This is a genomic window from Mycobacterium tuberculosis complex sp. N0072, assembly GCF_030323725.1.
In the GTDB taxonomy this organism is placed as follows: Bacteria; Actinomycetota; Actinomycetes; order Mycobacteriales; family Mycobacteriaceae; genus Mycobacterium; species Mycobacterium tuberculosis.
This window is the reverse complement of the sequence record NZ_CP040689.1, coordinates 108407-122531: the sequence shown is the minus strand read 5'-3', so window position 1 is coordinate 122531 and position 14125 is coordinate 108407. Positions and strand designations below refer to the sequence as shown.

The window sequence follows — 14125 nt, the reverse complement described above, 5'->3', positions numbered from 1 at the left end:
AAAGAATCCATCGCCAGTGCATCCAGCGGGCCATAGGGAACCGATTACCGCCTGCTTACGACTTGTAGGCTGACGGGTGCAAATACGCCGATCCGAGGAGGGCCGTGGCGGCTCCAGTTGTGGGAGATGCCGACCTGCAGTCGGTGCGGCGGATCCGGCTCGATGTTTCGGGTATGTCATGTGCGGCCTGTGCCAGCCGCGTCGAGACGAAGCTCAACAAGATCCCCGGAGTACGCGCATCCGTCAACTTCGCAACCCGCGTCGCGACCATCGATGCCGTGGGCATGGCAGCCGATGAGCTGTGCGGGGTGGTCGAGAAAGCCGGATACCACGCGGCACCGCACACCGAGACAACCGTCCTAGACAAACGGACAAAGGATCCCGACGGCGCCCACGCCCGCAGACTGCTGCGGCGGCTGCTAGTCGCGGCGGTGTTGTTCGTGCCGCTGGCTGACCTGTCGACGTTGTTCGCGATCGTCCCCAGCGCCAGGGTTCCCGGCTGGGGATACATATTGACGGCCCTGGCCGCTCCGGTTGTGACCTGGGCCGCATGGCCCTTCCACTCGGTCGCGCTGCGAAACGCGCGCCACCGGACGACATCCATGGAAACGCTGATCTCGGTCGGGATCGTGGCCGCCACCGCCTGGTCGCTTTCGTCCGTCTTCGGCGATCAGCCGCCACGGGAAGGCTCGGGAATCTGGCGGGCCATTCTCAACAGCGACTCGATCTACCTCGAGGTCGCGGCCGGTGTGACCGTCTTCGTTCTTGCCGGTCGTTACTTTGAAGCACGAGCCAAGTCCAAGGCCGGCAGCGCGCTGCGTGCGCTGGCGGAGCTAGGCGCCAAGAATGTGGCGGTGCTGCTGCCCGACGGCGCGGAGCTAGTGATACCGGCGAGCGAACTCAAGAAGCGCCAGCGCTTCGTGACGCGGCCGGGGGAAACCATCGCAGCTGACGGAGTCGTTGTCGACGGCAGCGCGGCGATCGATATGAGCGCCATGACCGGTGAGGCCAAGCCGGTCCGTGCCTATCCGGCGGCCTCGGTCGTGGGGGGCACGGTCGTGATGGACGGCCGCCTGGTCATCGAGGCCACCGCGGTAGGGGCCGATACCCAGTTCGCCGCGATGGTCCGCCTCGTGGAGCAAGCCCAGACGCAGAAGGCGCGTGCCCAGCGCCTCGCCGACCACATCGCGGGCGTGTTCGTGCCGGTGGTTTTCGTCATTGCTGGACTTGCAGGTGCGGCCTGGCTCGTCAGCGGCGCAGGCGCGGATCGCGCGTTCTCGGTCACGCTAGGGGTGTTGGTGATCGCGTGCCCGTGTGCGCTTGGGCTCGCGACACCTACCGCCATGATGGTTGCTTCCGGACGGGGAGCGCAGCTAGGGATCTTTATCAAGGGGTACCGGGCACTGGAAACCATCCGGAGCATCGACACCGTGGTGTTCGACAAGACCGGCACGTTGACGGTTGGGCAGCTGGCGGTGAGCACCGTAACAATGGCAGGTTCAGGCACCAGCGAGCGAGATCGCGAGGAAGTGCTTGGCCTCGCCGCCGCTGTCGAATCGGCTTCCGAGCATGCGATGGCGGCGGCCATCGTTGCCGCTTCGCCGGATCCGGGTCCAGTCAACGGGTTTGTCGCCGTCGCGGGCTGCGGTGTATCGGGGGAAGTCGGCGGCCATCACGTTGAGGTCGGCAAGCCATCCTGGATTACCCGGACCACGCCCTGCCACGACGCGGCTCTGGTGTCCGCGCGCCTGGACGGCGAATCCCGAGGCGAGACTGTCGTTTTTGTGTCGGTCGACGGTGTCGTCCGCGCAGCCCTGACAATCGCCGACACCCTCAAGGATTCAGCGGCTGCCGCCGTCGCTGCGCTACGCAGCCGCGGGCTGCGGACGATTCTGCTCACCGGCGACAATCGGGCCGCCGCCGACGCGGTGGCGGCGCAGGTCGGCATCGACTCCGCTGTCGCCGATATGCTGCCCGAAGGCAAGGTCGACGTGATCCAACGGCTCCGCGAGGAAGGACATACCGTCGCCATGGTCGGTGACGGCATCAACGACGGTCCCGCGTTGGTGGGTGCCGACTTGGGGTTGGCGATCGGGCGTGGCACCGACGTCGCGCTCGGTGCAGCCGACATCATTCTGGTGCGCGATGATCTGAATACTGTTCCGCAGGCGCTGGACCTGGCCCGTGCAACCATGCGGACGATCCGGATGAACATGATCTGGGCGTTCGGGTACAACGTCGCAGCCATCCCGATTGCCGCCGCCGGACTGCTCAACCCTTTGATCGCCGGTGCCGCCATGGCGTTCTCGTCATTTTTCGTCGTGTCAAACAGCTTGCGGCTACGCAATTTTGGCGCTCAATAGCATGCCCAGCATGGCGGAACAGCAATTTTCCGTCGATGGACCGCACTGACAAGGGTTCAGGTCGGGGTCAGATCCAGGACTTCTGCTGCAGCCTGTGGAGGGAATCTCCGGCTGGCCCACCTCCTCGCCGGATCGTTCGCGTGCCAGCGCCCCGCGGTCCTGGTGTAGCCGAGCACGGGCAGATACGCCAACCGCTTCCAAAATCATCTGCACATTCAGCGCCGCATTCGCGACAACTCGCGAAGCATCGCGTTGTAGGCTTCCAGCTCGTCGTCGGCGTAGTCGCTGTCGGCATGCCGGTCTTCGCGGGACGCGACTCGGCGGTCTTGGCGCGCCCATTGGGTAACCAGCGCCACGATGACCATGATGACCGGCAATTCCGTTAGGCTCCAAGCAATTCCACCGCCGAGATGCTGGTCGGCGATGATGCTCGACAACCACGGCAGATTGACGGAACGATAGAACGTAGCGCCCACCGTAGACGACATCGTCATCAGCGCGATCCCGAAGAAGGCGTGGAACGGCATCACCGCGAACAACAGCCCGATCCGGCCCGGGTAGGGCAGTCGGCGCGGCCCTGGGTCGATGCCGATGATCGCCCAGTAGAACAAGTACCCGACCACCAGGAAATGGATCGCCATGAACTCGTGGCCCCAGTGATAGCGGACGAAGGTATCGAACAGCGGTGTGAAATAGACGATATAGGGCGAGGCCACAAAGAGGACGAATGCGGTGATCGGGTGCGACAGGAAAGTTGTCACCCGGGAGTGCAGCAGCCAGGTCAGCCATTCGCGAGCCCCCGGCGGCCGTCCATCACCCGTTACCGGCAGCACCCGCAGCGCCAGCGTGACCGGGCCACCGAGCACCAACAGGACCGGGATGAACATGTTCAGTGTCATGTGTTCGGCCATGTGGACGCTGAACATCGCCGAACCATAGGCCCGTACACCGGAGCCGCTGGTGAATACCAGTGCGGCGCAACCAGTCAGCCAGGCGATCAATCTGCCCACCGGCCAAGAGTTACCTCGGCGCCGCAGCGCGGCGAAGCCCGCCGCATACCCGATCGCGAGAACCACACCAGCGGCTCCGATCAGGCTATCGAAGCGCCACACGGTGAGCACCCGGGCTATGGTCGGCGGTTGCGGCAGTTCATAGCCGAGGAAGACATCCCAAGCCGTGAACGCGTGGGTGAGAAATCGCGGCGCGGTCATAACGGCCATGGCAGCTATCGAAGCCATGGCGGCCATCATGGCCAGTGCGGCACCGGAGCCACCACCGCGGCGACGGCCCGCATGTGGCGGCCTGACCAACAGCCGCCAGCAGTCAAACAACCACACCGACGTCAGGATTACCCCCGCAAGCAGACCAAGGCGGGCAAAATCCGAATCGACCGCCCAGCCCGGGATGAAGAGATAAAGCAGCATCGCTCCGTATGCCAACGCGAGCGCTCCACAGGTGACCTGCGTTACCAGCACAGCGCGGCTTGGCGTCGTTCCCGCCAACGCCGCAGCGATCTTGAGCCCGGTCAAGGTGGCGAACGCGACCGCGAACACGATCGCGGCGCTGGTCGCGTAGTCATGGTCGGGTCCCTGTCCCGGGTTACCGGTCACCGCGGTGGCGACGACGGCAAGCACAGTGGGGACAAGCAGCACAACGTGCCCGAGCCAGCGAGTGTACAGCCGCAGCGCCGTCGCAACCACCAGCGCGCAGATCGCCGCAACAATCCACCCGCGTGCCATCTCGGAGGCGGCGACGGAGTCCGATAGTGCCCCACTAGCCAGCAGTCTCGCGGGCCCCACTCCAGTATCGTGGGCGGCCTGAATGACCACCATGGTCGCGGCTAGCCCCAACCAGAGACCTGAAACACGTTCTGCCAGCAGGTGAATCCGGAACGCCGCGGCGTCGATTAAGCCATCCGGCTCGGGTTTGGCCGTCATGACCACGTGGATCAGCGCGCCCAGACACAGCGCACCGGCCAGCGACGCGGCGAAGAACCCGACCGGCTCGGCGACGCTGACGAAGGCGCCCGGATAGGGATTGCCGGCCTCAGCGTAGCGGCGCGCTCCCGACACCAGCCCGAAGGCCGCGACCACCGCGCACACACCCAGCAGGCCAATTGCCAGCCGTACCATCGCCATGGAGTTCGACCGGGGCGTTGGCACAGCCGACGTCGCACTCTTGGTAGCCCCGTGCGTCCCCATTCCTGGAGCTTACGGCCGCGCGTCAGGGCCGATGCTCATCGGCCGGGAACCGCCAGTTCCCCGGTACCGGCCTAGTGGCCATCAACCACATATTCTGCTCGCAGAATCGATGCCGACCCGAAAGTGACCACATGATCTCCCCCGACCATGGCTGCGCTCTTTATCGCCGAGCAACTACAGCAGTCCGAGCAGTTGTAGGTTGGTGACGTAGTTGATGATGGTCGGCGCCGACACGTGCGGGATGTCTGGATTGTCCTTGTCGGAGCCGACTTTCGCCGCTCGCACCGCGGCACGGAATCGGTCGGTCGGCGCGGAGCACCCCCTGGTCGGCTTAAGCGGCTGCAATCGCTGGGAATTGCTCGCCAGCAGCATCGGCAGCACCGAGTGCCGGCGTTGCCGATCCGGCAGAGCGCCCAGGTTGGCCTCAAACCGCTGCAACCACTCCGCAAAGTCATCGATGCGGCGTATCGGGTAGCCGGCCTCAATCAGCCAGTCCACATACTCATCGAGCCCGATACCGTCGTCGTGCGGGTTCATCACGTGATAGGTCGCAAATCCCGCCAACGATGAGCCGGCCACCCGCGCGCCCAGCACCGCGATCGCCTCGGCAACGAAGGTGACTGGCAGCCCGTCGAAGTGCGCGCGTTGCCGATTGCCCTCGGAGTCCGGTTCGTAGAACGAACGAGGCGCGATGCCGGTAGCCATCAAGCTCAACACCATCCGGGTGACCCAGTCCGACATGTTGAGCTGTCCGGCATAGCTGGTGTCGGCCAGGATCATCCCGCAGCGAAACACCGCGACCGGCAGCGCGCACAGGTCGTTGGCCTCGCGCAGCAGCACCTCACCGGCCCACTTGCTGGTGCCGTAGCCGCCAGCCCAGCCGCCGTCGACGGTGCGGGTGGGGCTGATTACCCGGATGTCGGCGTCCTCGGTGAACGCCGACGGCTCGATCGCAGCACCCACGTCGGCGGTTGACACGTAGGTGAAGGGTTTGAGCTTGGTGGTAAGCGCGATTCGGATCAGCTCGGCGGTGCCCGCGACGTTGGGCCCGAACAATTCGTGGTAGGGAAACGCGTTGACCATCGCCGCGGAATCGACAATCAAATCCACGGTTTCGGCCAGCCGCCGCCACATCGGTTGGTCCAGGCCCAGGTCGGGTTCGCTCTTGTCGCCTGCGACGACCTCCAGCCGGTCGGCGGCAAGCTCCTTGAAGTGCCGCAGCAATTCCGGGTCACCGCTATCGAAGGTCTTCTCCAGACGACGCCGCGCATCCTCGTCGGACTCCGCCCGCACCAAACAGATCAGCCTGCCGTCGACGTCCAGCCGCCGCAGCAATTCAAGGACCAGATACCGTCCGAGGAAACCCGTCGCGCCCGTCAGCAGGACCGTCCGTAGCTCGGGGCTCGGGCCCGGCAGGTTGACGGCGGTGGCCAGCGTGTCGGCGTCGATGAACCGGTCCAGCGTGAGGTCGCTGGCATGCACCTCGGTGGGGTTGTCGCCGTGCACAGACACCAAGCGCGGATCGCTGGTCGGTCGGGCATCTCGCCCCAACAGCTGGCTTAAACCTCTCGTCGACGACGCGTGCAGCAACGCGCGCACCGGCAGATCGGCGTTTAGGGTGGTGTTGATCGCGGCGATAACCCGCATTGCCGCCAGCGAATCGCCGCCGAGCTCGAAGAACGAGTCGTCGACGCCGACCCGCTCAAGCCCAAGCACCCGGGCAAAGATGCCGGCCACGGTCTTCTCAACCGGCCCGGCCGGAGCGCGATATCCGTTGGTATCACCGTATTCCGGTGCCGGCAACGCACGATGATCAAGTTTGCCGTTGACCGTCAACGGAAGCGCATCGATCACTACCACCGCGGCTGGCACCAGGTAACCGGGCAATCGCTGGGCTAGTTGCGCCCGCAGCCCGGCCGGGTCCACTGCCCCGGGGGCAATTTCGGTGGCATACCCGACTAGGCGCTTGTCCCCAGGGCGGTCTTCACGGGCGATTACAACCGCTTGACCTACCCCAGCCAGCTCGGCCAGCGCGGTCGCAACCTCGCCGAGCTCGATGCGATACCCGCGGATCTTGACCTGATCGTCGGTGCGCCCCAGGAACTCCAACTGGCCATCGGCGCGCCAACACACCAGATCCCCGGTGCGATACATGCGTGCCCCGGAACCGCCGAATGGGCAGGCCACAAACCGTGACGCGGTCAGCCCCGCCCGCCGCCAATACCCAACACCGACGCCCGCACCGGCAATGTACAACTCTCCGGCCACCCCGGCCGGTACCGGGCGCAACCAGCTATCCAGCACAAACAACGCCGCCCCCGACACCGGAACACCAATCGGCGGCATCCCCGAACCCGGTCGCAACGGCGCACTTATCGCCGCACAGATCGTGGTCTCGGTTGGGCCATAAGCATTTAGCATCACCCGCCCGGGCGCCCACCGATCCACCAGCGCTGCCGGACATGCCTCACCGGCCACCACCAACGCCACCGACTCCAAACCCTGCGTCGGCAACATTGCCACCGCAGCCGGAGTCTGAGTCAGCACGCTGACGTGTTCGGCCACGAGCAGCCCATGAAAGTCGTTCGGCGAGGCCGCCACCGACTCGGGCACGATCACCAGTCGCCCACCACCTAGCAACGCGCCCCAGATCTCCCACGCCGAGGCGTCGAAGCCATAGGAATGACACTGCGACCACACCTGCGCCGCCGACAAGCGTGCCGGCAGTGATGCGAACAGCCTGGTGACGTTGCGATGGGTGATCCCCACGCCTTTGGGCTCGCCGGTAGTGCCCGAGGTGTACAGGATGTAGGCGAGGTTCACTGCGGCCGGCATGGGTGGGGGCGTGCCCGGATATGCCGCTAAAGCATCGACGACATCGATGATCGGCAAGTCGTGTCCCGCCAACCGGGAGCGCAGCCCAGCCGTGGTGACCGCGGCCACGGGCACCGCGTCGCCGAGCATGAACGCCACCCGCGGCGGAGGATTCGCCGGATCGATCGGCAGATACGCCGCCCCGGTTTTGAGCACTGCCACCATCGCCACGACCGCCGGCGCGCACCGCTCGAACAGCAGCGCCACACACTCGCCCGGGCCGGCCCCACAACCTGCCAGCCGATGCGCTAACCGGTTGGACGCCTCGTCGAGTTCCCGATACGTCATCGACGCGTCCCCGCAACACACCGCCTCCGCTTCGGGGATACGTGCCACCTGGGCGGCCAACATCTGCGGGATCGACACCGGCGTGGGCGCGGGCGCAGTCAGCACAGCGCGGTTACCCCACTCATCCAACCGGGCACGCTCGGTCCCATCCAGCGCATCGATCGACGACACCGTCCGTTCCGGAGCAGCGGCCACCGCCACCAACACCTTCCGCAACCGCTCGATAAGCACGTCGATTGCTTGGGCTTCAAACACATCGGTGCGGTATTCCACCGCTCCGCCGATCCCGGCAGGTTCGCTACCCTCGCTGAAGCGTTCCGCTAACGAAAACACCAAGTCCATGCGGGCGGTGCGGGTGTCGATCGGCATCGGGGTGGCCTGCAGATCACCCAAATTCAGCTGTCCAACCGGATTGTCCTGCCAGGCCAACATCACCTGGATCAGCGGGTGATGGGTCAGGGCTCGAGTGGGTTTGAGGCGATCAACGAGCACCTCGAAAGGTACGTCTTGATTTTCGTAGGCGGCCAGGCTGCGCGCTCGCACCTGCCCCAGCAGTTCGGCGAAGCTGGGATCACCGGCCAGGTTGACCCGCAACACCAAGGTGTTGACAAAAAAGCCCACCAAGTTATCCAGCGCAGGATCGCTGCGGCCGGCGATGGGAAATCCGACCGCCACATCGGGGCTTCCGCTGAGTTTCGACAGCAGCACGGCAAGCCCGGCAGCTACCACCATGAAGCTGGTCGCGTTGTGCTGGCGGGCGATCCGACGCACCTGCTGTTGCACCGACGCCGGCCAATCCACCACCAAACTGGCGCCGCGCTGATCGGCAACCGGTGGATAGGGCCGAGCGGTGGGCAGCCGCAGCCGTTCCGGCATACCGGCCAACGCATTTTCCCAGTAGGCCAGCTGCGCGGCGATCGGGCTGTCGCTGTCGTCGAGATCACCGAGGATTTCCCGCTGCCACAGCGTGTAATCGACATACTGCACTGGCAATGGCGCCCAGTCCGGTGCCCGACCCGCACAACGGCTGGCATATGCCGCACTCAGATCGGCCGTCAGCGGAGCCACCGACCAGCCGTCGGCGGCGATATGGTGTGCAACCGCCACCAGCACATGTTCGTCGTCGGCGATCCGGAAAAGCCACGTCCGCAAAGGTATCTCGGTTGCCAAATCGAAGCTGTGGCGCGCCGCCTCCTCGATGGCCCGTTGCAGCCGGTCAGCCGGCCATGCGGTGGCATCGACGATGTCGCAGCCAAGATCTGCCCGCCGCGCTTCGATGACCAGCTGCCGAGGGACCCCGTCGACCGCCGGAAACACCGTCCGTAGGCTTTCGTGGCGGCCCACGACATCGGCGACCGCCGCGCCCAACGCCTCGGTATCGAGATACCCGCGCAGCCGCAACGCCACCGCCATGTTGTAGACCGGAGCGGGTCGCTGTAACTGGTCGAGAAACCATAGTCGCCGCTGGGCAAACGACAACGGAATCGCCGCGGGCCGTTGCGCGGCCACCAGCGGCCTAAACCGATCTTCGCCCGTCGGCGCGTCGGGCGTTGGCGCGTAATCGGCCAGATTGGCGGCGGTATCGGCACCGATCAGATCCAGCAGCGAGAGGCGCCACCCCAGATACCTACGCGTCTCGGGCAGTATTCTGATGAGATCCAACGAGCCGATGCCCTCACCAAGCAGCGACGAGTCCGGCCCGATTGCCCGGCCGAGCTGCCGGCTCCAGATCTGCGAGAGGCCGGCCGCTCGCTGACCCGTCTCGGCGGTGTTTAGCCCAGCAGCTGACCACTGAGGCAGCCTCGGCAGGTTGTCGCTGTCGATCTTCCCGTTGGGCTTCCTCGGGATATTCGGCACGCCGACAACGAAAAACGACGACACTCCCAGACTCACGAGGACGAGCCTGATCCGGGTCGCCGCGGCAGCGTCTTGTTCGCCCTCGCGGGTCCGTTGGCTCTTGAACCACACTCCGAGGCTTCCGCTGTGCAACTCGACGGCGACATCTGACACCGCGGGGTCTTCGGCGATGCGCCTGGTTACCTCAGCGATATCGACACGCTTGCCGGAGATCTTGACGACGGCGTCTTTGCGTCCGGAGAAGACCGGAAATCCTTCGGCGTCGACGGTCACCCGGTCGCCAGTGGCAAAGGCACGGCGTCGGGAACCGTCTGCGGCCGTCACGGTGCCGAAGCCGTCGCCGTCGATCCCGAGGTAGCCGTCGGCGACTAAATCCCCGACAATGACGACTTCACCGAACGCGAGGAACACCGTGTTCGGTAGGATCGGCCGGCCGAGCCTGAGCAGTGCGCCGTCCATGGTGGTCTGGTCGCAAACGATCGGCAAGAAGGTGGCGACGACCGTGGCTTCTGTTGGACCATAGCTCGAGAGCAGCGAGATCCCTTGTGAAGCAGCCGATTCAAGCCACTTGTCCACGGCGCTACAGCGGATGGCTTCACCGCCGATTACGATCTGCCGCAGGCGCGAGCGGCCGATCGCGTCAATGGCGTCGCCGTCGGCGCACAACAGCTGCCAGACGGCGGTCGGCAGGTCGACGATTGTCGTCTCGCGGGCGACGAGATCGTCAACCAGCGCCGCCAGGTCGCCGGTTTTCATAGCCGCGGATCGCACCAGTCGCGCGCCACAGGCCGCGCCACCGAAAATCTCCTCGACGCTGATGTCCGATGTCAACGGAGCGCACTGCAGAACGGTGTCGTGGGCTCCCCAACCGTAGGCGCGGCTGATCGCATCACAGAAAACCGCGAGCGAGCCGTGTGAGATTCGCACCAGCTTGGGTTGTCCGGTAGTTCCCGAGGTCGGCATGATGTAGGCGGTCTTGGTGGCCAGCAGTGCGTCGTGTGTCACCTGTGTGACGCGCTCGTCAACGACCTTCCGCAGCTCGTCATGGCCGACAACCGCCAGCTGGGTGGCGGCCACGTCGACCACTGTCACCAAGATGCCATCGCCGTGCTCGGTAATCGCATTGGTCCGCACGGAAATTTCGTCAGCGGTGTCGCAGACGCTGTACCCGCAACCCGCAAGGTGACACGCGATGAGCAGGTCAATGGTCTTGTCGGTGTCGTCGTCGGTGAACACCAGAACATCACCCGGTGCGGCGCCGCGTTGCACCAACCACGCGACCCACGGGTAGACGAAGCGGCGCCTGCCGAGAAATTGGTGGACGCCCCTTGCGGAATCGAGAAACCACGCGGGCGTCGACGGCTGACGGGCTGGCCAATCGCCTTGGCAGCGAGTCCCGTCCGGGCCGATCCCGAACCAGTCGTTGACGATCATGGCGATCGGCCGATCCCACATCGCCGCCATCGATTCCAACGCTGCCGCTATCCGTTCCGCGACCTTGGGGTGTGTCTTGCACGCGGGCAGATCGGCTCGGTTCCAGATGGCTAGGTTCAGTGTGCGCTGTTCTTCGTCCAGAACAGACGCCACCGTCATGCCCTCGACCGGACCGATATCCGTGGCAATCGGGACCTCCGACAAGAACGGGCGCAGGCCAGGTGCGCATGGCTCGCGAATGAAATTTAGCGTCAACGCCTCCACGTGAGATGTCCGGTTGATCGCCAAATACATTCGGCGGTAATGCTCCTCACGAAGCCACCGGCGTCTTACCGCCTTGACATAGCCGCGGTCAAGCGTTCGAACGACATCGGACACCGACGCAAATGGGGGAAACCGGACGGTCTGGGCAACCGAATTGACCAAACAGGTCGCGACATTCAGATCAGAATCTCCGAACCGGTTGTCCACCGTGTGCACCAAGAGGGTTTCGGTGTTCTGCCGAAGGCTCGCGTCCACCGCGACGGCCGCCGCAGCCACCAGCACATTAAGCGGGACCCGCTGCGCTTCCGAAAGGGTCAGGATGGCATCAAACGCGTTGCCGCAGATCGTTGCCGATTCGTGCAGGACGCCCTTGGCCGCGGTCCCGGGAGCGTCGCTAACGCTGTGCCCGTGCCCGCCGTGGTATGCTTCGTCGGCGAGTTCACGCTGCACGACAGCCGACAGGCGCCCCCGCGATTCTTCCACCTTGGCCGTCTCACGACGGTGCGCCTCCCTGAGCTTGGCTAGACCCGCACCGACACTGGGGGTTTCGCCCGCCGGGTCGGTGGTCAGGTAACGCGCCAGGTCAGCTTCGATCGTCCCGGTCGCGCCGCCGTCCAGCAGGATGTGGTGGGTGTGAACGTCCAGACCGGTCACATACCCGTTCGGGTCGGTGTGCACCGTATGCCGCACCAGTGGCTTGCCCAGGATGCCCGAACACCATGTGCTCTGCAGGTGCTCATCGGCTGACCCCACCCGCACGATGTCGCCGAACCGTAGCCGCGGCACCAGATCCGGATAGTCTGCCCCCGAATTCTCCAGGACGCAAAGTTGCACGGGGTTGTCCAGTACCGTTGCGTGCAGAGCGGCCAGGAATCTCGCCAGCTCCAACCGGCGGAACCGATAGCTCTTGCCGATCAGATATAACGCGGGATTGTTATCCTGGCGCACGCCGTTGTAGAGGTTGCGCTGCGAGCGGCTTAACCGAACTCGGTGCACACAGCCTCCAGCTCGCGAAGCCAACCCGCAATCGACGGGTTCGCGGCCAATCGGGACGGCAGTTCGGATTGTCGGTTCACGCCTAGCTGCTTCATCAGCAGAACAAACCGAACAGAGTCCAGCCCGAGGTCGCGGAGATCCGTTTCGTCGCCATCAATGAGATCCGCCTCGTCGATATACAACACGTCGCAGACGGCGGCGAGGATTCGGTCCCGCACCGGCTCAGCCACGAACGACCACTCTGGCCTTGTCTGCTGTTGCCGCCGCTGCAAGCGAGGCCCGCATGACCTTGCCGGACTGCGTTCGTGGAATGTCGGTGACGATCACAATTGTCGACGGCCGCGCCATCGGCTCGGACTCCCGTCGAAAACGAGCCGCAATCGTGTGCTTGAGCGCCCGGGCTGCCGACTCGTCAAGCTCTGCCGATGCGACCACGGCCAGGCCCACCAGCGCGCCGAACTCTTCGTCAGGAATCTCGTAGCACGCGGCCTCGCGGACGCCCGACACGCCCTCCGCGATGCGATCGACCTCGTCGGGCGCAATGTTCACGCCACCACAGATGATCATCTCCGAGGATCTTCCCTTGATGTAGAAGAAGCCGTCCTCGCGGCGCTCCAGCAGGTCACCGGTGTTCACCCAGCCGTCAATCAGCACCTCTGCGGTGCGTTCGGGATTGTTCCAGTAGCCCAGCATGTTGGCCGGTGACTTAATCCATAGCGTGCCGAACGAGGCGGACGGGCCGGCGCCGGGGGCGGTAGGGCCGATGCCATCGGTAGCGGCAAGATAGACGTCCACGCCAGGGTACGGACGGCCAACAGCACCTGCTTCGATCTTGACGATCGAGCCGTCATCGGTCGGCAAACACAAAGCCGTGCAACCGGTCTCGCTCAATCCGTAGACCTGTGCGGTGCGCACGCCGGTAGCTTCGATAAACCGCACATCGGCCGCGATCGCCCGCGAACCACCGTATCCAACTAGGCGCAGCGAGGGAACCGTCGCGTTGGCGGACTTCAGTTCAGAAACTAACTTCGAAAGAAGCGTTGGCACTAGGCACGTCGTCGCCACCGCGTTCGTGGTGAGAATCTCCAGCAACGATGTCGTATTCTCGCCGCCGGTGACACACAACCCGCCGTGCATCAGGCAGGTAAGTATCCACCACAGTCCACCGATGTGCGTCGCCGGCAGCGGCGAGTAGGTGGTTTCGCCGACGACCCAAGTGACCCAGTTCAAACCCTCTTTTTGCAAGATGTCCGGGACGGCGAAGAAGGTGCGGTTGGCCAGTAGCACAGCCTTGGGCTCGCCCGTGGTACCGCTGGTGAAGATCATCGCCAGCGGATCCTCGCTCCCCTGGTCCGCGTTCCCGGCGAGGCTGGCTGCATCCAAGGAATGCTCGGATTCCCGTGTAACAGCGGCTATGTCGACCGCGATCACTGGTATCGAGTGCAGCGCCTCGGGAACGGCGGAAGATGCCATCTTGCTCCCTGGTGCGACGAGAGCCGCTGCGGGGTCGGTGATCTGACAGAATCGTTCGATGGCTGCGATCGGAAGATTGCCGTCGGCCATGACGGCGATCGCCCCGAGCTTTGCACACGCCAGCACCGACAGGTACGTCTCGGGTCCATTGTCGGAAATGACCAGCACCCTAGAACCCCGGCTAACCGACTGGGCACGCAAATCCGCGGCAAGGCCACCAACTTCGGCGACGAGTTCACGGTACCGCAGTGCGCTAGTGCCGTCGCAGCGACGCAAGGCGATTGCTTCCGGCTGCTGCCGTGCCTGCTCGAAGACCCGGTCCAGCACGGTAGATGGCAACTGAAGCATAGCTTGAAACTTCTTTCCTCCCATTGG

The 14125-nt window shown here is 64.8% G+C and carries 5 protein-coding genes; 1 reads left to right on the top strand and 4 read right to left on the bottom strand.

Features of this window, described 5'->3' with window-relative positions; translation table 11 throughout:
- The first annotated feature begins 104 nt into the window (after positions 1–104).
- Positions 105–2363: a heavy metal translocating P-type ATPase gene (locus FF952_RS00560; RefSeq protein ID WP_003400797.1), complete on the top strand. Its 2259-nt coding sequence runs from the start codon at positions 105–107 to the stop codon at positions 2361–2363.
- 215 nt (positions 2364–2578) lie between these two features.
- Here FF952_RS00560 and FF952_RS00555 read toward each other — a convergent pair whose 3' ends face one another.
- The 4 genes from FF952_RS00555 to fadD10 form a co-directional block, all read right to left on the bottom strand.
- On the bottom strand, positions 2579–4564 hold the full coding sequence (locus FF952_RS00555) for a cytochrome c oxidase assembly protein (protein ID WP_003900808.1): 1986 nt from the start codon (positions 4562–4564) through the stop codon (positions 2579–2581).
- Between the two features lie 174 nt (positions 4565–4738).
- Positions 4739–12277: a non-ribosomal peptide synthetase Nrp gene (gene nrp / locus FF952_RS00550; RefSeq protein WP_020824422.1), complete on the bottom strand. Its 7539-nt coding sequence runs from the start codon at positions 12275–12277 to the stop codon at positions 4739–4741.
- Entirely contained in the window at positions 12259–12495 is a 237-nt protein-coding gene (locus FF952_RS00545) for an acyl carrier protein (RefSeq protein WP_003400793.1), read from the bottom strand. Before FF952_RS00545 ends, nrp begins: the two co-directional genes overlap by 19 nt.
- Positions 12496–12499: 4 nt before the next feature.
- A complete protein-coding gene (gene fadD10, locus FF952_RS00540; protein ID WP_031653684.1) occupies positions 12500–14098 on the bottom strand; it encodes a fatty acid--CoA ligase FadD10 in 1599 nt (532 codons plus the stop codon).
- Between the last annotated feature and the right edge of the window lie 27 nt (positions 14099–14125).

What these genes read in the sequence shown, in the direction of transcription:
- fadD10 (WP_031653684.1), bottom strand. Translation starts at nt 14,098, where the DNA reads ATGCTTCAGTTGCCATCTACCGTGCTGGACCGGGTCTTCGAGCAGGCA.
- FF952_RS00555 (WP_003900808.1), bottom strand. Translation starts at nt 4,564, where the DNA reads ATGGGGACGCACGGGGCTACCAAGAGTGCGACGTCGGCTGTGCCAACG.